Source organism: Vibrio sp. R11-SG3-ISO9, from assembly GCF_059834255.1.
Window position 1 is genome coordinate 80373 of the sequence record NZ_JCBDGU010000002.1, and the last position, 18714, is coordinate 99086.

The following is an 18714-nucleotide window of genomic DNA, read 5'->3' on the forward strand; positions in this document are numbered from 1 at the left end:
ATAGGAAGTTATTATGATCACTTGGTCGACCCCAACCTTTGCCGAATTAACCACAATTGAGCTTTATGAACTGCTGAAACTGCGAGTCGATGTGTTTGTTGTCGAGCAAACCTGCCCGTATCCAGAGCTTGATGGTAAAGACACCCAACCCGGTGTGCGTCATCTTTTGGGATATGAAGAGGGGCAACTGGTCGCTTGCGCTCGTCTACTGCCTGCGGGCACTACTTATGACAACGTCAGTATTGGTAGAATTGCGACCAAAGCCGAAGCTCGAGGTGCCGGTTTAGGCCATAAGCTATTAACTGAAGCCATCAAGCATAGCCATGAGTTGTGGCCAAATAGCACCATTGATATTGGTGCTCAACAACACTTAGAAGCCTTTTATCAAAGTCACGGCTTTGTGACGATCTCAGAGATGTACCTTGAGGACGATATTCCACATATCGATATGAGATTGCAGGGCTGATGTCCAACATCACGCTTGGAATCTTACTGCTTGTTGCGGGCAACTTTTTTGCCTCGCTCTCTGACGTGGCGGTGAAACTGCTCAATGGTGAAGTGCCGCCACTGCAATACATCTTCTTTCGCCAGCTATTGTCACTGCTTTTAATTACGCCATTGTGGTTAAAACAAAGCAAAGTGCAGCGCCAACTCAAACAGGCAAAGATCACCTTTGCTCGCGGCCAACTGATATTAATTGGTAGTGGATGTATGGTTGTGGCGATTACCCACTTGCCACTAGCGACGGCCAACGCTGTGTTTTACGTAGCACCACTGCTGATGTTACCACTATCAATCCTGTTATTAGACGAACGCCCTGCTCTGGGGAAAGTCATCGCTACCACAATAGGTTTTATCGGTGCGCTGATCGTTCTCAGACCATCGCAATTTCATTGGGCGGCAGTATTTGCGCTTGGTACGGCATGTACCCTAGCGCTGTTCAATGTCTTGGTTCGCAAGCTCCCGAGTGAGCAATCGGTAGTGACGACACTTTGGTGGACTACTCTGTTCTCGCTACCCGTTTCTTTAATACTTTGCGTACTATTTTGGTCACCAGTGTCTTGGGGGCACCTTGGTTATATCGCCTTAAGCGCGACTCTAATATTGGCTTACAATGGATTGGCTGTTTCAGCGTACCAAAAAGCACACTCTAGTCAGATTGCACTGGCTGAGTACTCGGGCCTCGTCTTTGTAGCACTCATCGGGATGATTTGGTTTAACGAAATCCCGGATATCCTGACCTTTATCGGTATCCTGCTGATTGTGTTACCTCTGGCTCCGATTCCACGCATAAAAAAAGGAGCGAGATAATCGCTCCTTTGTGTCTCTATCGTTATTTATTTGCTGCGGCCAAAGCCACCGTCAGATAAACGGAAGAACATCACCGAACTCCCGCCTTTCTCAAGCTGAAGAATATCCAACTGACCGTTCTCTGCTAGCTTGAATCGAACTAGCTGCCCCTTTCGTATCTGGCTCAGCGGTTTATCGTCGCCCTCGATGCGCACAAGAGCATTAAGGTCAGACAATGGCAGTTGGTTATTACGAAATACCTGCGCCAAGGTATCGCCTTGTTGTACCAAGTACTCTTTCCAGTGACTTGATTTAAGAGACTGCTGTTGCTCATTCTGCTGCTCGCTCAAACCAACAGTATTGATCTCAAGCTCAACGCGGCTGGTTGTAGGTGCGCTTTGCTTAGTGTCCGCCTTTGGCAAAGGAATGATGAGTAGCAATAACACGACAGGCGTAAGAACCATCAAGGCGCGTTGATGTAATTTAGGCAAGCGCTGCCATAGGCCACGAATCTTATCTTTGGCGTCACCAAATTCGATAGCACTGAATTTATCTTTGCACAGCTGCAAATAATCTACTTGTTGTTTCTTCTTATGACGACGATTCATACTACTGCGCCCTAACTATTGATTAACTACAGTATAAAAACCAAAACTTGAACAGTATAGATTTTTCCTTCATTACGGGAGCAATGCAATAAAAATAGTGCCATTGTGATTTGAGTGCATGAAAGCTAGAGCGAATCAGGGTGTAGCCGTTTCTTCGAGCTGTTAATACTGGTATTCTTACCTTTTTCGTACTGACACAAAAAGAGTAACTTTCATGTCTGAAGTAAAATTTGAAACTGTAGAGCAAAAAGCTAGCTACGGTATCGGTCTACAAATGGGCCAACAACTAGCTGGTTCTGGTCTTGAAGGCCTAAACGTTGACGCAATCGCTGCGGGTATCGCAACTGCACTAACTGGCGACATGCCAGCTATCGAAGTTGACGAAATCAACAAAGCACTTCAAGAGCTTCACACTCGTGCTGAAGCGATCCGTCAAGAAGCAGCTAAAGCAGCAGCAGCTGACGGCGAAGCGTTCCTAACTGACAACGCTCTACGTCCAGAAGTAACGGTTCTTGAGTCTGGCCTACAGTACGAAGTAATCACTGAAGGTACTGGTGAAATCCCAACTGCTGACAAGCAAGTTCGTGTTCACTACCACGGTGAGCTAACAGACGGTACTGTATTCGACAGCTCTGTATCTCGCGGTCAACCAGCTGAGTTCCCAGTAACTGGCGTTATCCAAGGTTGGGTTCAAGCTCTACAAATGATGCCTGTAGGTTCTAAGTGGAAACTATACATCCCACAAGATCTTGCATACGGTGAGCGTGGCGCAGGTGCTGCTATCCCTCCATTTGCAGCTCTAGTATTCGAAGTAGAACTTCTAGCTATCCTTTAATTTTAAAAGCCTTGGTAAACAATCTACTAAGTGCGAACTAAAGTTAAATTAATCCAACGGCGATGTAACAACATCGCCGTTTTTCGTTTATAGTGAAAGTGACGATTACTTTATTACTTAAGGAAGAATAATGAAGAAAGCACTCATCACTGTATTCAGCGCATTGGCTGTTGCCTCTTGCGCAAGCACCTCCGACCAAGCTTCAACAAGCGCTGCCGCAACTACTGACTATTCTCAACTGACTCAAACAGCTCTAATGGCTGCGGTTAACTTATGGTCACAACAAAATGAATCGACACCGTTGGCTGATACAGTTGCCGAGCAAGCATCAGTGACTAGCGACCAGGCATTAGGTGGTATTGGCTCTATGCTAGCGCTGGCACAAAACTCGCTAGGTAGTGCTGATAACAAAGAACTCTCGTCACTGATCCCAGGCATGTCGACACTCGAATCCACCGGTCTTACATCTATCCTAAATTCACAGAGTGCTGTGGAAAGTGCATTCTCTGGTCTGGGTATGGATTCTTCAATGATCACGACCTTTGCACCAATCATTCTTCAAGCGCTTCAATCTCAAGGTGCAACCTCTGGTTTGCTTGACTCGTTGTCAGCAATTTGGAGTTAATCCTCCAAACGGACGCAACTTTAGATAGTTTGAATTAAGGGCACTTCGTGCTCTTTTTTGTGGGTGTAAGAAACTGAAATGCGGGATTGATGCGGGATATTTTGAGAAAGGAGCGTTATGAAGGCGAGGGAAAATGCCAAGTATCATGATGCAAGATTCAAAAGCAACAGATACAAAAAAGCCGAGCTAGGCTCGGCTTTTTGTATTAACAATCTAGTATAGATTACTCAGCAGCTTCTTCAGCAGCTGGGCGGTCTACAAGCTCAATGTATGCCATTGGAGCTTTATCACCAGTACGGAAACCACATTTAAGAATGCGAGTGTAACCACCTTGGCGAGCCGCGAAACGCGGGCCTAGTTCATTAAATAGTTTTGCAACAACTTCGTTATCACGAGTGCGTGCGAATGCAAGACGACGGTTAGCAACACTGTCTGTCTTAGCTAGGGTAATCAACGGCTCAATTACGCGACGTAGTTCTTTTGCTTTTGGCACGGTAGTTTTGATAACTTCGTGACGAACAAGAGAGCTAGCCATGTTGCTGAACATCGCTTTGCGATGACTGCTGTTGCGGTTGAGTTGACGACCACTCTTACGATGGCGCATGACCTAATCCTTCTAACTTTTTCGATTAATCTTCAGCGATTGACGCTGGTGGCCAGTTTTCTAGACGCATGCCTAGAGATAGACCACGTGAAGCAAGCACATCTTTAATCTCTGTAAGAGATTTCTTACCAAGGTTTGGCGTTTTAAGTAGCTCAACCTCAGTGCGCTGTACAAGATCACCGATGTAGTGAATCGCTTCTGCTTTCAAACAGTTAGCAGAGCGAACTGTTAGTTCAAGATCGTCTACAGGACGTAGTAGGATAGGATCGAATTCTGGCTTCTCTTCCTTCTCCTCAGGTACACGTACATCACGTAGATCTACGAACGCATCCAGTTGTTCAGCTAGGATAGTAGCTGCGCGACGGATTGCTTCCTCAGGTTCTAGAGTACCGTTCGTTTCCATATCGATAACAAGCTTGTCTAAGTCAGTACGTTGCTCTACACGTGCCGCTTCTACAGCATAAGCGATTTTATCAACCGGGCTGTAAGTAGCGTCAACTAGTAGACGACCGATTGGACGCTCATCTTCTTCAGTATGGATACGAGCTGAAGCTGGAACGTAACCACGACCACGTTCTACTTTGATACGCATAGCGATCTCAGCGTTGTCATCCGTTAGGTGACAAATTACGTGCTCAGGGTTAGCGATCTCTACATCACCATCGTGGGTGATGTCACCTGCAACAACAGGGCCTGAGCCTGATTTATTCAGTGTAATAAACACTTCATCTTTGCCTTCAGCAACGCGTACAGCCAAACCTTTTAGGTTTAGAAGGATTTCAAGGATATCTTCCTGAACGCCTTCTTTCGTGCTGTATTCGTGTAGCACACCTTCAATTTCAACTTCTGTTACGGCACAACCCGGCATAGAAGATAGAAGAATGCGGCGAAGAGCATTACCTAGAGTGTGGCCGAAACCGCGCTCTAATGGCTCAAGAGTTACTTTTGCGTGTGTCGTATTGATCTGTTCAATGTCAACAAGACGCGGCTTAAGAAATTCTGTTACAGAACCCTGCATTGTGTCCTCTCTTTTTTTAACCTTACTTAGAGTAAAGTTCGACGATCAAGTGTTCGTTGATGTCAGCTGATAGGTCAGAACGCTCAGGCATACGCTTGAATGTACCTTCCATTTTGCCAGCATCTACTTCAATCCAAGTTGGTTTTTCACGTTGTTCAGCAACTTCTAGAGCCGCTTTGATACGAGATTGCTGTTTAGCTTTCTCGCGGATAGAAACAACGTCATTAGCCGCTACTTTGAAAGAAGGAACGTTTACAACTTTACCGTTAACTAGGATAGCTTTGTGGCTAACTAGTTGACGAGATTCAGCGCGAGTTGCACCAAAGCCCATGCGGTAAACTACGTTATCAAGACGACCTTCAAGAAGCTGAAGTAGGTTTTCACCTGTGTTGCCTTTAAGACGTGCAGCTTCTTTGTAGTAGTTACGGAATTGTTTTTCTAGAACGCCGTAGATACGACGAACTTTTTGCTTCTCACGAAGCTGAACGCCATACTCAGATAGACGACCGCGACGAGCGCCGTGTACACCTGGTGCGTTATCAATTTTACACTTGGTATCGATCGCGCGAACACCAGACTTAAGGAATAAGTCAGTGCCTTCACGACGGCTAAGCTTCAGCTTAGGACCCAAATATCTTGCCATGATCTTTCTCCAATTATCCTAGAAACGAATTAAACGCGACGTTTCTTAGGTGGACGACAACCGTTATGAGGGATTGGAGTCGCATCAACAATGTTTGTGATACGGAAACCAGCAGCGTTCAGTGCGCGAACAGTAGATTCACGACCTGGACCTGGACCCTTAACCATAACTTCCAAGTTCTTTAGGCCATATTCTTTAGCCATTTCACCACAACGCTCAGCTGCAACTTGTGCTGCGAACGGAGTAGATTTACGAGAACCACGGAAACCTGAACCACCTGCTGTAGCCCATGCAAGAGCGTTGCCTTGACGGTCAGTGATAGTTACGATTGTGTTGTTGAAAGAAGCATGGATGTGCGCTACGCCATCAGCTACTTGCTTGCGTACGCGCTTACGAGCGCGAGTTGGTTGTTTTGCCATTGTACTCTACCTTATCCGATTATTTCTTGATCGGCTTGCGCGGACCCTTACGGGTGCGAGCGTTGGTTTTAGTACGCTGTCCACGTAGTGGTAGACTGCGACGATGACGAAGACCGCGGTAACAGCCAAGGTCCATAAGACGCTTGATGTTCATCGATACTTCACGACGTAGATCACCTTCTACAGTGTACTTAGCTACACCATCACGCAGTTGATCGATCTGCTCTTCAGTTAGTTCACTGATCTTAGCATCTTCAGCAATACCCACTTCAGCTAGGATAGCTTGAGAACGAGTTTTACCGATACCGTAGATTGCAGTAAGTGCAATCACAGAATGCTTGTGATCAGGAATGTTAATGCCTGCTATACGGGCCATTATTCACTCCAATGTTTCATAAAAGAATTATCCGCAGCAAAGCCCGTTATGGATACGCTGCGGCATACTACTTCTTTTGCACGCAAAAGGTAGGCCGAGAAATATACTCGACTCTACCTTGTATTTCAAGTAAAAATTTCTGCTAATTAGCCTTGGCGTTGCTTATGCTTTGGCTCACTGCAAATCACGCGAACGACACCGTTACGCTTGATAACTTTACAGTTACGGCAGATTTTTTTAACGGAAGCACGAACTTTCATTGCTAAACTCCGTAAATGGAACTGAACGTTACCGCCGGATTAACGGCCGTAACCTTTCAGATTCGCTTTCTTTAACACAGAATCATACTGTTGGGACATCAGATGAGTCTGTACCTGTGCCATGAAATCCATGATAACAACAACTACGATTAGTAGTGATGTACCGCCGAAGTAGAAACGTACGTTCCACGCGACCATCATGAATTCAGGAATCAGACAGATAAAGGTAATGTATAGAGCGCCCGCTAGGGTCAATCTTGTCATCACTTTATCGATATACTTCGCTGTCTGCTCACCTGGGCGGATACCGGGTACGAATGCACCAGACTTCTTCAAGTTATCAGCTGTTTCACGTGGGTTAAACACCAACGCTGTATAGAAGAAACAGAAGAAGATTATAGCTGCAGCATATAGCATTACATACAGAGGTTGACCTGGGCTAAGAGCCAATGACACGTCAGTTAACCAACCGAACGCGCTGCTCTCACCATTCTGACCAAACCACTGAGCCAATGTTCCTGGGAACAAAATAATGCTCGATGCAAAGATTGCTGGAATTACACCTGCCATGTTGATTTTCAACGGTAGGTGCGAGCTTTGTGCTGCAAATACTTTACGACCTTGTTGACGCTTAGCGTAGTTAACGACGATTCGGCGTTGACCACGTTCCATGAAAACAACGAAGTAAATTACAGCAAAAGACAGTACAGCAATTAACAGCAGAAGAAGCACATGCAATTCACCTTGACGCGCTTGCTCGATTGTTTGACCGATTGCAGAAGGCAATCCAGCAACAATACCTGCAAAAATCAGAATGGAAATACCATTACCGATTCCTCGCTCAGTGATTTGTTCACCTAACCACATTAAGAACATGGTACCAGTTACTAAACTCACGGTAGCAATAAGCGTAAACATGGTTTGGTTGATAACAACCAGATTATCGACCATGTTTGGTAAGCCCGTTGCAATACCAATAGCTTGGAATGTTGCAAGTACAAGCGTGCCGTAGCGTGTATATTGGCTGATCTTACGACGGCCTGCTTCACCCTCTTTCTTGAGTTCCGCTAACGCTGGATGAACTACAGTTAACAATTGGACTACGATCGATGCCGAAATATACGGCATGATACCCAATGCTAATATAGATGCACGCTCAAGAGCACCACCGGAGAACATGTTAAACATTTCAACGATGGTACCTTTTTGCTGTTCGAACAAATCGGCAAGTACAGCAGCGTCAATACCAGGGATCGGCACAAAAGAGCCTGCTCGGAATACTAAAAGTGCACCAATTACGAATAATAAGCGCGACTTTAGTTCACTTAAGCCGCTCTGAGCACTACGAAAATCTTGTCCTGGTTTCTTAGCCATCTGTACCTCGTTCCTCGAGATTATTCCTCGATTTTACCGCCTGCAGCTTCGATTGCAGCTTTAGCGCCTTTAGTCACGCGTAGACCTTTAACAGTCACAGCTTTGCTAAGTTCACCAGAAAGAACGATCTTAACGAATTCGATGTTCTTAGTGATAACGTTAGCAGCTTTTAGGCTGTTCAGATCAACTACGTCACCAGTTACTTTCGCTAGCTCAGCTAGACGAACTTCAGCAGACACTAGGCTCTTACGAGAAGTGAAACCGAATTTTGGTAGACGCTGTTTCAGAGGCATTTGACCGCCTTCGAAACCTGGACGAACTGAACCGCCAGAGCGTGATTTTTGACCTTTGTGACCACGGCCACCTGTTTTACCAAGGCCAGAACCGATACCACGACCTACACGCTTCTTAGAAGGTTTAGAGCCAGCAGCCGGTGATAGAGTATTCAAACGCATTCTGATTACTCCTCAATCTTAACCATGTAGTAAACCTTGTTGATCATACCGCGTACGCACGGAGTATCTTCAAGTTCTACTGTATGGTTGATGCGACGAAGGCCTAGACCTTTAAGACACGCTTTGTGCTTAGGTAGGCGACCAATTGAGCTTTTAGTTTGAGTTACTTTAATAGTTGCCATCGTGTGCTTACTCCGAAATAGATTCAACAGTTAGACCACGTTTAGCAGCAACCATTTCTGGTGACTTAACGTCTACTAGAGCACCAATCGTTGCACGAACGATGTTGATTGGGTTCGTAGAACCGTATGCTTTAGAAAGTACGTTGTGTACACCTGCAACTTCAAGTACAGCACGCATTGCACCACCGGCAATTACACCTGTACCTTCTGCAGCTGGCTGCATGTAAACTTTAGAGCCCGAATGACGACCTTTCACCGGGTGGTGAAGTGTGCCTTCGTTCAGCGCAACAGTAACCATGTTACGACGCGCTTTTTCCATTGCTTTTTGGATCGCTGCAGGTACTTCACGAGCTTTGCCGTAACCGAAACCTACACGACCGTTACCGTCACCAACTACTGTTAGTGCAGTGAAGCTCATGATTCGACCACCTTTAACCGTCTTAGAAACACGGTTAACTGCGATCAGCTTTTCTTGCAAATCATTAGCTTGTTGTTGTTCTTTAGCCATCTTCCAACCCTACCTTAGAATTTCAGACCAGCTTCGCGAGCAGAATCTGCTAGCGCCGCTACTCGACCGTGGTATTGGAAACCAGAACGATCAAATGCAACAGCAGTTACGCCTTTTTCAAGAGCGCGCTCAGCAACAGCTTTACCTACTGCTTTAGCTGCATCGATGTTACCAGTGTTCTTAACTTGCTCACGGATCGCTTTTTCTACAGTAGAAGCAGCTGCGATAACCTCAGAGCCGTTTGCCGCGATAACTTGTGCGTATACGTGACGAGGAGTACGGTGTACTACTAGACGCTCAACGCGAAGTTCTGCAATCTTACGACGTGCACGTGTAGCACGACGGATGCGAGATGCTTTCTTATCCATAGTGATACCTTACTTCTTCTTAGCTTCTTTAGTACGCACATTTTCATCTGCGTAACGTACACCTTTGCCTTTGTATGGCTCAGGTTCACGGTAAGAACGAATGTCAGCCGCAACTTGACCAACTAGTTGCTTGTCACAACCAGTTACAACGATCTCAGTTTGGCTAGGGCACTCAGCTTTAATACCTTCAGGTAGAGCGTGCTCTACTGGGTGAGAAAAGCCAAGAGTTAGAGCTACAGAGTTGCCTTTCATAGCAGCACGGTAACCAACACCCTTTAGAGTTAGCTTCTTAGTGAAGCCCTCAGTAACACCCACAACCATGTTGTTAACTAGAGCGCGAGCTGTACCAGCTTGTGCCCATGCGTTAGCAACACCTTCTTTCGGACCGAAAGTTAGGTTGTTTTCTTCCTGTGCGATAACTACGGCGTCGTTTAGAACGCGAGTAAGCTCACCTTTACCACCTTTTACAGTGATTTCTTGGCCGTTTAGTTTCACCTCTACGCCAGCTGGAATAGCGACAGGTGCTTTAGCAACACGAGACATAATCTACTCCTTATTAAGCTACGTAACAGATGATTTCACCGCCAAGACCTGCTTTGCGAGCAGCACGGTCAGTCATAAGACCCTTGGAAGTAGAAACAACTGCAATACCAAGACCACCCATCACTGTTGGTAGCGAGTCTTTATTTTTATAAACTCGTAGACCAGGGCGTGATACGCGCTTGATTTGCTCGATTACAGGTTTAGCTTGGAAGTACTTAAGAGTAACTTCTAGCTCAGGTTTTGCTTCGCCTTCTACAGCGAAGTCAGTGATGTAACCTTCAGCTTTTAGTAGTGCAGCAATTGCAACTTTAAGCTTTGAAGAAGGCATTTTAACAGCAACTTTGTTTGCTGCCTGACCGTTACGAACGCGGGTCAGCATATCCGAAATCGGATCTTGCATGCTCATAAGATTTACTCCAAATGATTAAGTGGCAATTACCAGCTAGCCTTACGAAGTCCAGGAATCTCGCCTTTCATGCAAGCTTCACGAACTTTGATACGGCTTAGACCGAACTTACGTAGGTAACCGTGTGGACGACCAGTTTGGTTACAACGGTTGCGCTGACGTGATGCACTTGAATCACGTGGAAGAGCTTGCAGTTTAAGTACTGCGTTCCAACGATCTTCTTCAGATGCGTTTACATCGCTGATTAGAGCTTTAAGTGCTGAACGCTTTTCAGCGAATTTAGCAACTAGCTTCGCACGCTTAGCTTCACGTGCTTTCATTGATTGTTTAGCCATAACAGTAACCCTTCACCTTACTTACGGAATGGGAAGTTAAAGGCAGCCAGCAGAGCACGGCCTTCCGAATCAGTGCCAGCAGACGTCGTGATAGTAATATCAAGACCGCGTACACGATCGACTTTATCGTAGTCGATTTCCGGGAAGATGATTTGCTCGCGAACGCCCATGCTGTAGTTACCGCGACCGTCAAAAGACTTAGCGCTAACACCACGGAAATCACGTACACGTGGAAGAGCGATAGAGATAAGACGCTCTAGGAACTCCCACATACGTTCGCCACGTAAGGTTACTTTACAACCAATTGGGTAGCCTTCACGAATTTTGAAACCTGCAACAGATTTACGCGCTTTAGTGATAAGTGGCTTTTGACCAGAGATCGTTGCCATATCAGCTGCTGCGTTTTCTAGCAGTTTCTTATCGTTGATTGCTTCACCAACGCCCATGTTTAGGGTGATTTTCTCAATCCTAGGGACTTGCATGACGCTTGTGTAGCCGAACTCTTTGGTAAGCTCAGCGACTACAGACGACTTGTAGTAATCATGCAGTTTCGCCATAGTAGAACTCCAAATTACTTCTAATTAGTTAGAAACAGTTTCGCCGTTAGACTTAAAGAAACGAACTTTCTTACCATCTTCGATACGGAAACCGATACGGTCTGCTTTACCAGTAGCCGCGTTAAAGATTGCAACGTTAGAAGCATCGATTGCTGCTTCTTGTTCAACGATGCCACCTTGCTGACCTAGAGCCGGTTGAGGCTTTTGGTGCTTCTTCACAAGGTTGATACCTTCAACGATAACTTTACCAGTTGTCAGAACCTTAGTTACTTTACCTTTCTTGCCTTTATCTTTACCAGCAAGAATGATTACTTCGTCATTACGACGGATTTTAGCTGCCATGTTGCCGCTCCTTACAGAACTTCAGGTGCTAGTGACACAATTTTCATGAATTTCGCGTTACGAAGTTCACGAGTCACAGGACCAAAGATACGTGTGCCGACTGGTTGCTCAGTAGTGTCGTTTAACAATACACAAGCATTACTGTCGAAGCGAATGACAGAACCGTCTGGGCGACGAACGCCTTTACGGGTGCGCACTACAACCGCCTTCAGAACATCACCTTTTTTTACTTTACCGCGAGGAATTGCTTCCTTAACTGTAACTTTGATGATGTCACCGATATGTGCATAACGACGGTGAGAGCCACCCAGAACCTTAATACACATTACCTTGCGCGCGCCAGAGTTATCTGCTGCGTCAAGTGTACTTTGCATCTGGATCATTGTTAGTGCTCCGCTAAATATTAAAACTAGACCCTCTCGGGTCGGGCTGCCTCTTTAAAAGGGACGCGAATTGTACCACCCTTTTTTGGAATTGGGTAGACAAAAAACAAGCGGCCCCAAAAAATATTTTGGAGCCGCTTATAAGTTATAGAATTACAAAGATTAAATCTTCGCTTTTTCTAGAACTTTAACCAATGTCCAAGACTTAGTCTTAGACAGAGGACGACACTCAGCGATTTCAACTTTGTCGCCTAGGCCACAAGTGTTGTCTTCGTCGTGTGCGTGTACTTTAGTCGTGCGCTTAACGTATTTACCGTAAATTGGGTGTTTTACAGTACGTTCGATAGCAACAACGATAGACTTGTCCATCTTGTCACTAATTACACGACCTTGCTGGATGCGGTTAGTTTCGCTCATTATGCGCCTGCCTTTTCAGTCAAAACAGTTTTCACACGTGCGATATCACGGCGTACAGCTTTTAGAGTATGAGTTTGCTGAAGCTGACCAGTAGCAGCCTGCATGCGCAGGTTGAACTGTTCGCGTAGCAAATTCAATAGCTCAGCGTTAAGCTCTTCAACGTTCTTTTCGCGTAGATCTTGTGCTTTCATTACATCACCTGCTTAGTTACAAAAGTAGTTTTAACAGGCAGTTTACGTGCCGCTAGGCGGAACGCTTCACGTGCCAACTCTTCTGGTACGCCATTCATTTCGTACATAACCTTACCAGGTTGGATTTGTGCTACCCAGTACTCAACGTTACCTTTACCTTTACCTTGACGAACTTCAAGAGGTTTTTCAGTAATCGGTTTGTCTGGGAAGATACGAATCCAGATTTGACCTTGACGCTTAATGTGACGTGTCATAGCACGACGAGCCGCTTCGATTTGACGAGCAGTAATACGTCCGCGACCAACAGCTTTAAGACCGAATTCGCCGAAGCTTACTTCAGTGCCTTTAGCTAGACCACGGTTACGACCAGTCTGAACCTTGCGGAACTTAGTACGTTTTGGTTGTAGCATCGTTCGACTCCTTACTTACGGCCTTTACGCTGCTTCTTAGGCTTATCGCCTTTAGGCTCTACTGCGTTAGCAGCTGGCATACCGCCTAGAATCTCACCTTTGAAGATCCAAACTTTAATGCCGATCACACCGTATTGAGTGTGAGCCGAAGAAGTTGCGTAATCAATGTCTGCACGTAGAGTGTGTAGAGGCACACGGCCTTCACGGTACCACTCAGAACGTGCGATTTCAGCGCCGCCTAGACGACCGCTTACTTCCACTTTGATACCTTTAGCGCCTAGACGCATTGCGTTTTGTACTGCGCGCTTCATAGCACGACGGAACATAACACGACGCTCTAGTTGAGACGCGATGCTATCAGCTACTAGCTGACCATCTAGCTCAGGCTTACGTACTTCAGCGATGTTAATCTGCGCTGGTACACCTGCGATTTTAGCTACAGCTGCGCGTAGCTTCTCAACGTCTTCACCTTTCTTACCGATAACAACGCCAGGACGAGCAGTGTGAATTGTCACACGGATGCTCTTAGCTGGACGCTCGATAACGATACGAGATAGTGATGCTTTTTGTAGTTCCTTAGTAAGGAACTGACGTACCTTGAAGTCGCCGTCTAGGTTGTCAGCGAAATCTTTGGTGTTAGCAAACCATGTAGCATTCCAAGGCTTAACGATGCCAAGACGAATACCATTAGGATGTACTTTCTGACCCATTGCTTACTCTCCTAGTCTCTAGCGATCTGCTACAACAACAGTGATGTGGCTTGAACGCTTCAAGATACGATCCGCACGGCCTTTAGCACGAGGCATAATACGCTTCATGATAGGGCCCTCATCTACGAAGATTTTAGCGACATTTAGATCGTCGATATCTGCACCTTCGTTATGCTCCGCGTTTGCGATAGCTGACTCTAGAACTTTCTTAACTAGAACAGCAGCTTTTTTGTTGCTGAAAGTTAGAATTTCTAGAGCTTGGTCTACCGACTTACCGCGAATTTGGTCTGCAACTAAGCGAGCTTTCTGTGGAGAAATACGAGCAAAGTTATGTTTAGCTAAAGCTTCCATCATCTACTCCTTACTTCTTCTTAGCTTTCTTATCTGCAGCGTGACCGCGATAAGTACGAGTTGGTGCAAATTCACCCAGTTTGTGACCGATCATTTCTTCGGTAACGAAAACTGGAACGTGCTGACGACCATTATGGACAGCGATGGTCAAACCAATCATTGTTGGGATGATCATTGAGCGACGGGACCAAGTCTTAATAGGCTTTTTGTCTCCGCTTTCCACCGCTTTCTCTACCTTCTTCAGCAAGTGTAGGTCAATAAAAGGACCTTTCTTGAGAGAACGTGGCATGGCGATTCCTCTTTATATAGATTACTTGTTACGACGACGTACGATGTACTTGTCAGTGCGCTTGTTCTTACGAGTCTTGAAGCCCTTAGTAGGAACGCCCCAAGGAGAAACTGGGTGACGACCACCAGATGTGCGGCCTTCACCACCACCGTGTGGGTGATCAACCGGGTTCATTACTACACCACGTACGGTTGGACGTACGCCGCGCCAGCGTGAAGCACCAGCTTTACCAAGTTCACGTAGCATATGCTCAGAGTTACCAACTTCACCGATCGTTGCACGACCTTCAGAAAGTACTTTGCGCATTTCACCAGAACGTAGACGGATAGTTACGTATGCACCGTCGCGAGCAACGATTTGAGCATAAGCACCAGCCGAACGAGCTAGTTGAGCACCTTTACCAGGCTTAAGTTCAACACAGTGTACAGTAGAACCTACTGGGATGTTGCGCATCGGCAGAGTGTTACCTGCTTTGATTGGCGCATCTACACCAGATTGGATCTGGTCACCTGCGTTAACACCTTTTGGTGCAATGATGTAACGACGCTCACCGTCTGCGTACAGAACTAGAGCGATGTTAGCGCTACGGTTTGGATCGTATTCTAGACGCTCAACTTTCGCTGGGATACCGTCTTTAGTACGTTTGAAGTCAATTACACGGTAGTGGTGCTTGTGACCACCGCCGATGTGACGTACTGTGATACGACCGTTGTTGTTACGACCACCGTTCTTAGAGTTTTTCTCTAGAAGTGGTGCGTATGGCTTACCCTTGTGTAGGTCAGCGTTAACAACTTTAACGACGTGACGACGACCAGGGGAAGTCGGCTTACATTTAACAATAGCCATTTTTAACTACTCCTGTTATTCCGCGCCGCCAACGAAGTCAAGATCTTGACCTTCTTTCAAAGTAACGTAGGCTTTCTTAACGTCTGAACGACGGCCTTCACGCATACCTTGACGTTTGGTCTTACCCTTAAGAACAAGAGTATTTACAGACTTAACTTCAACTTCAAATAGCTTTTCTACAGCTGCTTTGATCTCTTTTTTAGTCGCATCTTTAGCTACTTTGAAAACGATAGTGTTCGCTTTCTCAGCTGCCATAGTTGCTTTTTCAGAGATGTGCGGAGCACGTAGAACTTTTAAGATACGCTCTTCAGTGATCATGCTAGCGACTCCTCAACTTGCTTAACTGCGTCAGCAGTCATTAGAACCTTGTCAAACGCAATTAGAGATACTGGGTCGATACCAGCAACGTCACGCGCGTCAACTTTGTAAAGGTTACGAGCAGCTAAGAATAGATTTTCATCTACTTCGCCAGTAACAATCAGAACGTCGCTTAGCTCAAGCTCTTTAAGCTTAGCTACAAGTTCTTTTGTTTTTGGTGCTTCTACTGAGAAGTTATCAACAACGATTAGACGCTCTTGACGAACAAGCTCAGAAAGAATGCTCTTCATAGCACCACGGTACATTTTCTTGTTTACTTTTTGGCTGTGATCTTGAGGTTTCGCAGCAAAAGTAACACCACCTGTACGCCAGATTGGGCTACGAATTGTACCAGCACGTGCGCGGCCAGTACCTTTTTGACGCCATGGCTTAGCGCCACCGCCAGATACTTCAGAACGAGTCTTTTGAGCACGAGTACCTTGACGAGCACCTGCTGCGTATGCAACAACTACTTGGTGTACAAGAGCTTCGTTGAAGTCACGTCCGAAAGTAGTCTCGGAAACAGTTAGTGCATCAGCACCTTTAACCATCAATTCCATTACTTACTCCTAGACGTTATGCTTTAACAGCAGGTTTTACGATCACGTTGCCGCCTGTTGAGCCTGGTACTGCACCTTTAATAAGAAGCAGATTGCGCTCAGCGTCAACACGTACGATCTCTAGGTTTTGAGTCGTTACACGCTCAGCACCCATGTGACCTGCCATTTTCTTGCCTTTAAACACGCGACCTGGAGTTTGACATTGGCCAATTGAACCCGGTGCACGGTGAGACAAAGAGTTACCGTGAGTCATATCTTGAGTAGAGAAGTTCCAACGCTTAACTGCGCCTTGGAAGCCTTTACCTTTAGATGTACCAGTAACGTCTACTTTTTTAATTTCGTTGAAAAGTTCTACGTTTAGCTCAGCGCCAACTTCAAACTCTTCGCCGTTTTCTAAACGGAATTCCCAAAGACCGCGGCCTGCTTCAACACCCGCTTTCGCGAAGTGACCAGCTTCAGGCTTAGTTACACGGTTAGCTTTCTTAGCACCAGTAGTTACTTGGATTGCTGCGTAGCCGTCGTTCTCTAGAGTTTTAACTTGAGAAATACGGTTCGCTTCAACCTCAACAACAGTTACTGGGATAGAAACGCCTTCTTCAGTAAATACGCGGGTCATACCCACTTTACGTCCGACTAGACCAATCATTATTCTTATCTCCCTTAACCTAGGCTGATTTGAACATCAACGCCAGCAGCAAGATCAAGACGCATTAGAGCATCAACAGTTTTATCTGTTGGCTCAACGATGTCGATCAAACGCTTGTGAGTACGGATTTCGTACTGGTCACGTGCATCTTTGTTGACGTGTGGAGAGATAAGAACAGTGAAACGCTCTTTACGAGTAGGTAGTGGGATAGGACCACGAACCTGTGCGCCAGTACGTTTTGCTGTTTCAACGATTTCCGCAGTAGAAGCGTCGATTAGCTTGTAATCGAAAGCTTTTAGGCGGATACGAATACGTTGGTTCTGCATGAGACAGAGCTCCAATTATTAAAAATTACACAAACAATATCGCCACTCAAACTCGAAAAGACGAGAGAATGCCGATTGATTTATGTGAAACCGTAGTATCCAAAATTAGGACACATTGTCAGTTAACTTTTGAAGTAAGATAAACTTACTATTTTTATTAACCGCGAACATAAGCTGAGTATACATTACTAGGCAAAGCCTACTCCTCAGTGCTCATTGGTTCACAACCAGCTTAAGCCAGTGCGGTGCATTATACAGATCACACTTTGGTATGCAAGTGGTGTTTGAAAATTAATCGCGAAAACTTAAGCTGCACTCCTGACTCGCCACAAAACGCAAAAAGCAGAGGCCGATGCACTCTGCTTTTATTACTACCTTTTCGACTCTAGTTTTTTGCTTTTAACCATCGTCGTCTTCATCGACATACTGCGCTTGCAGGTAATTTTGGATGCCGGTCATCTTCACAAGGCCAAGTTGAGTTTCTAGCCAGTCAACGTGTTCTTCTTCATCTTCTAAGATTTCAAGAAACAGATCGCGTGATACATAATCATGAATGTCTTCAGCATACGCGATGGCATTTTTCAGGTCCGGAATGGCTTCCATCTCCAAAGCTAGGTCGCACTCTAGCATCTCTTGTGTATCTTCGCCTATTTTGAGTTTGCCAAGATCTTGCAGATTAGGTAACCCTTCGAGAAACAAGATTCGTTCTATCAGGTGGTCGGCATGTTTCATCTCATCAATAGATTCATGATATTCCTTATCAGCCAAATGCTTTAGACCCCAGTCTTTGTACATTCGCGCATGAAGAAAATATTGGTTAATGGCAACTAACTCGTTACCAAGAATTTTATTGAGATGTTGAATTATGATTGGATCGCCTTTCATGAGCACACTCTCCTCTTCGGTTCTTCTAACTGTAGAACCAAATCGAGAAGTGTCAAAAAGCTTGGTTGAGTTTTAAGTAACTAACCAGCTTGCTTAAACAGTGTGGCGGCGCTTTCGTTGATGATTTCTTTTGCTGAACGTACACATTTTCCGCATTGACTGCCGAGTGCTGTACATTTCTTAATTCCTTTTATATCGGTAATGCCTTCTTCGACAACGAGTTTTCGGATTTTCTTATCCGATACCCCATGGCATAAACAGACGTACATATTCAAACCTAAACTTTTAACTTGAGATTAAATATAAAGAGGAATCATTCTTATTACCAGTCTTATCTTTTACTACTGTTAGACCGTTTTGTTATAGAAAAATCGTGCTTTTCATAGGTGGGAACACTTAGCGAAACAGCGTTGAGACTACATTGTGCTAAGTAATTGTATTACTGGGTATTAGAGGTATGCGTTAAGTGCGCATTTCAAAGTTTTCTTATAACCACTCGTATTTTACTGAAAATAAAAAAGGGAAGCCGAAGCCTCCCTTTTTGTGATGCGCCTCTTCTAATGAAGAGAGAGCAAAATCATTCGTTATTAAGCGA

At 45.4% G+C, this 18714-nt stretch carries 35 protein-coding genes; 4 read left to right on the plus strand and 31 right to left on the minus strand.

Features of this window, described 5'->3' with window-relative positions; genetic code table 11:
• Window positions 1–13: 13 nt before the first annotated feature.
• Both AC6R05_RS00450 and AC6R05_RS00455 read left to right on the plus strand, forming a co-directional pair.
• Window positions 14–466, plus strand: a complete 453-nt coding sequence (locus AC6R05_RS00450; RefSeq protein WP_500646247.1) for a GNAT family N-acetyltransferase — start codon at window positions 14–16, stop codon at window positions 464–466.
• Window positions 466–1311 carry a DMT family transporter gene (locus AC6R05_RS00455; protein ID WP_500646248.1) on the plus strand — a complete coding sequence of 282 codons (846 nt, stop codon included), beginning with the start codon at window positions 466–468 and terminating at the stop codon, window positions 1309–1311. Before AC6R05_RS00450 ends, AC6R05_RS00455 begins: the two co-directional genes overlap by 1 nt.
• 26 nt (window positions 1312–1337) lie before the next feature.
• Here AC6R05_RS00455 and AC6R05_RS00460 read toward each other — a convergent pair whose 3' ends face one another.
• Complete coding sequence (locus AC6R05_RS00460) at window positions 1338–1898, minus strand: LysM-like peptidoglycan-binding domain-containing protein (RefSeq protein ID WP_500646249.1); 561 nt, start codon at window positions 1896–1898, stop codon at window positions 1338–1340.
• A 214-nt stretch (window positions 1899–2112) separates the two neighbouring features.
• On the opposite strand from AC6R05_RS00460, the gene bamJ reads away from it, so the two are divergent.
• Entirely contained in the window at window positions 2113–2733 is a 621-nt protein-coding gene (bamJ, locus tag AC6R05_RS00465) for a BamJ family beta-barrel-assembly machinery protein (protein WP_032553319.1), read from the plus strand.
• Between the two features lie 130 nt (window positions 2734–2863).
• The gene (locus AC6R05_RS00470) at window positions 2864–3358 is read left to right on the plus strand and encodes a DUF2780 domain-containing protein (protein ID WP_500646250.1); all 495 of its coding nucleotides are present in this window, start codon (window positions 2864–2866) and stop codon (window positions 3356–3358) included.
• Window positions 3359–3581: 223 nt separating this feature from the next.
• Here AC6R05_RS00470 and rplQ read toward each other — a convergent pair whose 3' ends face one another.
• The 30 genes from rplQ to AC6R05_RS00620 all read right to left on the minus strand — a co-directional run bounded on the left by rplQ (window position 3582) and on the right by AC6R05_RS00620 (window position 18388).
• Window positions 3582–3962 (minus strand): 50S ribosomal protein L17, encoded by a 381-nt coding sequence (gene rplQ / locus AC6R05_RS00475; protein WP_004729812.1) that lies wholly within the window; start codon window positions 3960–3962, stop codon window positions 3582–3584.
• A 25-nt stretch (window positions 3963–3987) separates the two neighbouring features.
• On the minus strand, window positions 3988–4980 hold the full coding sequence (locus AC6R05_RS00480) for a DNA-directed RNA polymerase subunit alpha (RefSeq protein ID WP_004729813.1): 993 nt from the start codon (window positions 4978–4980) through the stop codon (window positions 3988–3990).
• Window positions 4981–5002: 22 nt separating this feature from the next.
• The gene (gene rpsD, locus AC6R05_RS00485) at window positions 5003–5623 is read right to left on the minus strand and encodes a 30S ribosomal protein S4 (RefSeq protein WP_032553321.1); all 621 of its coding nucleotides are present in this window, start codon (window positions 5621–5623) and stop codon (window positions 5003–5005) included.
• A gap of 29 nt (window positions 5624–5652) precedes the next feature.
• Entirely contained in the window at window positions 5653–6042 is a 390-nt protein-coding gene (gene rpsK / locus AC6R05_RS00490) for a 30S ribosomal protein S11 (protein ID WP_004738778.1), read from the minus strand.
• A 19-nt stretch (window positions 6043–6061) separates the two neighbouring features.
• Window positions 6062–6418, minus strand: a complete 357-nt coding sequence (gene rpsM, locus AC6R05_RS00495; protein WP_004738779.1) for a 30S ribosomal protein S13 — start codon at window positions 6416–6418, stop codon at window positions 6062–6064.
• Between the two features lie 146 nt (window positions 6419–6564).
• On the minus strand, window positions 6565–6678 hold the full coding sequence (gene rpmJ, locus AC6R05_RS00500) for a 50S ribosomal protein L36 (RefSeq protein ID WP_000868186.1): 114 nt from the start codon (window positions 6676–6678) through the stop codon (window positions 6565–6567).
• 39 nt (window positions 6679–6717) lie between these two features.
• Complete coding sequence (secY, locus tag AC6R05_RS00505) at window positions 6718–8052, minus strand: preprotein translocase subunit SecY (RefSeq protein ID WP_032553323.1); 1335 nt, start codon at window positions 8050–8052, stop codon at window positions 6718–6720.
• Window positions 8053–8072: 20 nt separating this feature from the next.
• On the minus strand, window positions 8073–8507 hold the full coding sequence (gene rplO, locus AC6R05_RS00510) for a 50S ribosomal protein L15 (RefSeq protein ID WP_032553324.1): 435 nt from the start codon (window positions 8505–8507) through the stop codon (window positions 8073–8075).
• 5 nt (window positions 8508–8512) lie between these two features.
• A complete protein-coding gene (gene rpmD, locus AC6R05_RS00515) occupies window positions 8513–8689 on the minus strand; it encodes a 50S ribosomal protein L30 (RefSeq protein WP_004736756.1) in 177 nt (58 codons plus the stop codon).
• Window positions 8690–8696: 7 nt separating this feature from the next.
• The gene (gene rpsE, locus AC6R05_RS00520; protein WP_004738783.1) at window positions 8697–9197 is read right to left on the minus strand and encodes a 30S ribosomal protein S5; all 501 of its coding nucleotides are present in this window, start codon (window positions 9195–9197) and stop codon (window positions 8697–8699) included.
• A 14-nt stretch (window positions 9198–9211) separates the two neighbouring features.
• Window positions 9212–9565, minus strand: a complete 354-nt coding sequence (gene rplR / locus AC6R05_RS00525; protein WP_032553325.1) for a 50S ribosomal protein L18 — start codon at window positions 9563–9565, stop codon at window positions 9212–9214.
• A gap of 9 nt (window positions 9566–9574) precedes the next feature.
• Complete coding sequence (rplF, locus tag AC6R05_RS00530) at window positions 9575–10108, minus strand: 50S ribosomal protein L6 (protein ID WP_032553326.1); 534 nt, start codon at window positions 10106–10108, stop codon at window positions 9575–9577.
• 13 nt (window positions 10109–10121) lie between these two features.
• Complete coding sequence (rpsH, locus tag AC6R05_RS00535) at window positions 10122–10514, minus strand: 30S ribosomal protein S8 (protein ID WP_032553327.1); 393 nt, start codon at window positions 10512–10514, stop codon at window positions 10122–10124.
• A gap of 29 nt (window positions 10515–10543) precedes the next feature.
• Complete coding sequence (gene rpsN, locus AC6R05_RS00540; RefSeq protein WP_032553328.1) at window positions 10544–10849, minus strand: 30S ribosomal protein S14; 306 nt, start codon at window positions 10847–10849, stop codon at window positions 10544–10546.
• Window positions 10850–10866: 17 nt separating this feature from the next.
• Window positions 10867–11406, minus strand: coding sequence for a 50S ribosomal protein L5 (rplE, locus tag AC6R05_RS00545; protein ID WP_032553329.1), 540 nt, complete (start codon window positions 11404–11406; stop codon window positions 10867–10869).
• 24 nt (window positions 11407–11430) lie between these two features.
• A complete protein-coding gene (rplX, locus tag AC6R05_RS00550) occupies window positions 11431–11748 on the minus strand; it encodes a 50S ribosomal protein L24 (protein ID WP_032553330.1) in 318 nt (105 codons plus the stop codon).
• 11 nt (window positions 11749–11759) lie between these two features.
• Window positions 11760–12131, minus strand: coding sequence for a 50S ribosomal protein L14 (gene rplN / locus AC6R05_RS00555; protein WP_004738793.1), 372 nt, complete (start codon window positions 12129–12131; stop codon window positions 11760–11762).
• A gap of 162 nt (window positions 12132–12293) precedes the next feature.
• Window positions 12294–12548: a 30S ribosomal protein S17 gene (gene rpsQ, locus AC6R05_RS00560; protein ID WP_032553331.1), complete on the minus strand. Its 255-nt coding sequence runs from the start codon at window positions 12546–12548 to the stop codon at window positions 12294–12296.
• Window positions 12548–12739 carry a 50S ribosomal protein L29 gene (rpmC, locus tag AC6R05_RS00565; RefSeq protein WP_004736737.1) on the minus strand — a complete coding sequence of 64 codons (192 nt, stop codon included), beginning with the start codon at window positions 12737–12739 and terminating at the stop codon, window positions 12548–12550. Before rpmC ends, rpsQ begins: the two co-directional genes overlap by 1 nt.
• Window positions 12739–13149 (minus strand): 50S ribosomal protein L16, encoded by a 411-nt coding sequence (gene rplP, locus AC6R05_RS00570; protein WP_004398466.1) that lies wholly within the window; start codon window positions 13147–13149, stop codon window positions 12739–12741. Before rplP ends, rpmC begins: the two co-directional genes overlap by 1 nt.
• A gap of 11 nt (window positions 13150–13160) precedes the next feature.
• Entirely contained in the window at window positions 13161–13859 is a 699-nt protein-coding gene (rpsC, locus tag AC6R05_RS00575; protein ID WP_004738797.1) for a 30S ribosomal protein S3, read from the minus strand.
• Between the two features lie 18 nt (window positions 13860–13877).
• Window positions 13878–14210, minus strand: coding sequence for a 50S ribosomal protein L22 (gene rplV, locus AC6R05_RS00580; protein WP_032553332.1), 333 nt, complete (start codon window positions 14208–14210; stop codon window positions 13878–13880).
• A 10-nt stretch (window positions 14211–14220) separates the two neighbouring features.
• Window positions 14221–14499, minus strand: coding sequence for a 30S ribosomal protein S19 (gene rpsS / locus AC6R05_RS00585; RefSeq protein ID WP_004736729.1), 279 nt, complete (start codon window positions 14497–14499; stop codon window positions 14221–14223).
• A gap of 21 nt (window positions 14500–14520) precedes the next feature.
• A complete protein-coding gene (rplB, locus tag AC6R05_RS00590; protein ID WP_032553333.1) occupies window positions 14521–15345 on the minus strand; it encodes a 50S ribosomal protein L2 in 825 nt (274 codons plus the stop codon).
• A gap of 15 nt (window positions 15346–15360) precedes the next feature.
• Window positions 15361–15663, minus strand: coding sequence for a 50S ribosomal protein L23 (gene rplW, locus AC6R05_RS00595; RefSeq protein ID WP_004736765.1), 303 nt, complete (start codon window positions 15661–15663; stop codon window positions 15361–15363).
• Window positions 15660–16262, minus strand: coding sequence for a 50S ribosomal protein L4 (rplD, locus tag AC6R05_RS00600; RefSeq protein ID WP_032553334.1), 603 nt, complete (start codon window positions 16260–16262; stop codon window positions 15660–15662). Before rplD ends, rplW begins: the two co-directional genes overlap by 4 nt.
• Before the next feature lie 16 nt (window positions 16263–16278).
• Window positions 16279–16908: a 50S ribosomal protein L3 gene (gene rplC, locus AC6R05_RS00605; protein ID WP_004738804.1), complete on the minus strand. Its 630-nt coding sequence runs from the start codon at window positions 16906–16908 to the stop codon at window positions 16279–16281.
• 14 nt (window positions 16909–16922) lie between these two features.
• Entirely contained in the window at window positions 16923–17234 is a 312-nt protein-coding gene (rpsJ, locus tag AC6R05_RS00610) for a 30S ribosomal protein S10 (protein WP_001181007.1), read from the minus strand.
• Between the two features lie 399 nt (window positions 17235–17633).
• A complete protein-coding gene (gene bfr, locus AC6R05_RS00615) occupies window positions 17634–18119 on the minus strand; it encodes a bacterioferritin (RefSeq protein WP_032553335.1) in 486 nt (161 codons plus the stop codon).
• An 80-nt stretch (window positions 18120–18199) separates the two neighbouring features.
• Entirely contained in the window at window positions 18200–18388 is a 189-nt protein-coding gene (locus AC6R05_RS00620; RefSeq protein WP_032553336.1) for a (2Fe-2S)-binding protein, read from the minus strand.
• Window positions 18389–18714: the final 326 nt, after the last annotated feature.

Excerpts from the sequence above, each read along its gene's own strand:
- rplR (WP_032553325.1), bottom strand. The coding sequence starts at position 9,565 with ATGGATAAGAAAGCATCTCGCATCCGTCGTGCTACACGTGCACGTCGT.
- AC6R05_RS00620 (WP_032553336.1), bottom strand. The coding sequence starts at position 18,388 with ATGTACGTCTGTTTATGCCATGGGGTATCGGATAAGAAAATCCGAAAA.
- rplF (WP_032553326.1), bottom strand. The coding sequence starts at position 10,108 with ATGTCTCGTGTTGCTAAAGCACCTGTCGCTATTCCAGCTGGCGTAGAG.
- rpmC (WP_004736737.1), bottom strand. The coding sequence starts at position 12,739 with ATGAAAGCACAAGATCTACGCGAAAAGAACGTTGAAGAGCTTAACGCT.
- rpsN (WP_032553328.1), bottom strand. The coding sequence starts at position 10,849 with ATGGCTAAACAATCAATGAAAGCACGTGAAGCTAAGCGTGCGAAGCTA.
- rplE (WP_032553329.1), bottom strand. The coding sequence starts at position 11,406 with ATGGCGAAACTGCATGATTACTACAAGTCGTCTGTAGTCGCTGAGCTT.
- AC6R05_RS00450 (WP_500646247.1), top strand. The coding sequence starts at position 14 with ATGATCACTTGGTCGACCCCAACCTTTGCCGAATTAACCACAATTGAG.
- rpsH (WP_032553327.1), bottom strand. The coding sequence starts at position 10,514 with ATGAGCATGCAAGATCCGATTTCGGATATGCTGACCCGCGTTCGTAAC.
- rpmJ (WP_000868186.1), bottom strand. The coding sequence starts at position 6,678 with ATGAAAGTTCGTGCTTCCGTTAAAAAAATCTGCCGTAACTGTAAAGTT.
- bfr (WP_032553335.1), bottom strand. The coding sequence starts at position 18,119 with ATGAAAGGCGATCCAATCATAATTCAACATCTCAATAAAATTCTTGGT.
- rplO (WP_032553324.1), bottom strand. The coding sequence starts at position 8,507 with ATGCGTTTGAATACTCTATCACCGGCTGCTGGCTCTAAACCTTCTAAG.
- rpsJ (WP_001181007.1), bottom strand. The coding sequence starts at position 17,234 with ATGCAGAACCAACGTATTCGTATCCGCCTAAAAGCTTTCGATTACAAG.
- rplX (WP_032553330.1), bottom strand. The coding sequence starts at position 11,748 with ATGGCAGCTAAAATCCGTCGTAATGACGAAGTAATCATTCTTGCTGGT.
- rpsK (WP_004738778.1), bottom strand. The coding sequence starts at position 6,042 with ATGGCAAAACAACCAACTCGCGCTCGTAAGCGCGTACGCAAGCAAGTA.
- rpsS (WP_004736729.1), bottom strand. The coding sequence starts at position 14,499 with ATGCCACGTTCTCTCAAGAAAGGTCCTTTTATTGACCTACACTTGCTG.
- rplB (WP_032553333.1), bottom strand. The coding sequence starts at position 15,345 with ATGGCTATTGTTAAATGTAAGCCGACTTCCCCTGGTCGTCGTCACGTC.
- AC6R05_RS00460 (WP_500646249.1), bottom strand. The coding sequence starts at position 1,898 with ATGAATCGTCGTCATAAGAAGAAACAACAAGTAGATTATTTGCAGCTG.
- AC6R05_RS00480 (WP_004729813.1), bottom strand. The coding sequence starts at position 4,980 with ATGCAGGGTTCTGTAACAGAATTTCTTAAGCCGCGTCTTGTTGACATT.
- rplD (WP_032553334.1), bottom strand. The coding sequence starts at position 16,262 with ATGGAATTGATGGTTAAAGGTGCTGATGCACTAACTGTTTCCGAGACT.
- rpsM (WP_004738779.1), bottom strand. The coding sequence starts at position 6,418 with ATGGCCCGTATAGCAGGCATTAACATTCCTGATCACAAGCATTCTGTG.
- AC6R05_RS00455 (WP_500646248.1), top strand. The coding sequence starts at position 466 with ATGTCCAACATCACGCTTGGAATCTTACTGCTTGTTGCGGGCAACTTT.
- rplW (WP_004736765.1), bottom strand. The coding sequence starts at position 15,663 with ATGATCACTGAAGAGCGTATCTTAAAAGTTCTACGTGCTCCGCACATC.
- rplQ (WP_004729812.1), bottom strand. The coding sequence starts at position 3,962 with ATGCGCCATCGTAAGAGTGGTCGTCAACTCAACCGCAACAGCAGTCAT.
- secY (WP_032553323.1), bottom strand. The coding sequence starts at position 8,052 with ATGGCTAAGAAACCAGGACAAGATTTTCGTAGTGCTCAGAGCGGCTTA.
- rpmD (WP_004736756.1), bottom strand. The coding sequence starts at position 8,689 with ATGGCAACTATTAAAGTAACTCAAACTAAAAGCTCAATTGGTCGCCTA.
- rplC (WP_004738804.1), bottom strand. The coding sequence starts at position 16,908 with ATGATTGGTCTAGTCGGACGTAAAGTGGGTATGACCCGCGTATTTACT.
- rplN (WP_004738793.1), bottom strand. The coding sequence starts at position 12,131 with ATGATCCAGATGCAAAGTACACTTGACGCAGCAGATAACTCTGGCGCG.
- rpsC (WP_004738797.1), bottom strand. The coding sequence starts at position 13,859 with ATGGGTCAGAAAGTACATCCTAATGGTATTCGTCTTGGCATCGTTAAG.
- rplV (WP_032553332.1), bottom strand. The coding sequence starts at position 14,210 with ATGGAAGCTTTAGCTAAACATAACTTTGCTCGTATTTCTCCACAGAAA.
- AC6R05_RS00470 (WP_500646250.1), top strand. The coding sequence starts at position 2,864 with ATGAAGAAAGCACTCATCACTGTATTCAGCGCATTGGCTGTTGCCTCT.
- rplP (WP_004398466.1), bottom strand. The coding sequence starts at position 13,149 with ATGCTACAACCAAAACGTACTAAGTTCCGCAAGGTTCAGACTGGTCGT.
- rpsD (WP_032553321.1), bottom strand. The coding sequence starts at position 5,623 with ATGGCAAGATATTTGGGTCCTAAGCTGAAGCTTAGCCGTCGTGAAGGC.
- rpsQ (WP_032553331.1), bottom strand. The coding sequence starts at position 12,548 with ATGAGCGAAACTAACCGCATCCAGCAAGGTCGTGTAATTAGTGACAAG.
- rpsE (WP_004738783.1), bottom strand. The coding sequence starts at position 9,197 with ATGGCTAAAGAACAACAACAAGCTAATGATTTGCAAGAAAAGCTGATC.
- bamJ (WP_032553319.1), top strand. The coding sequence starts at position 2,113 with ATGTCTGAAGTAAAATTTGAAACTGTAGAGCAAAAAGCTAGCTACGGT.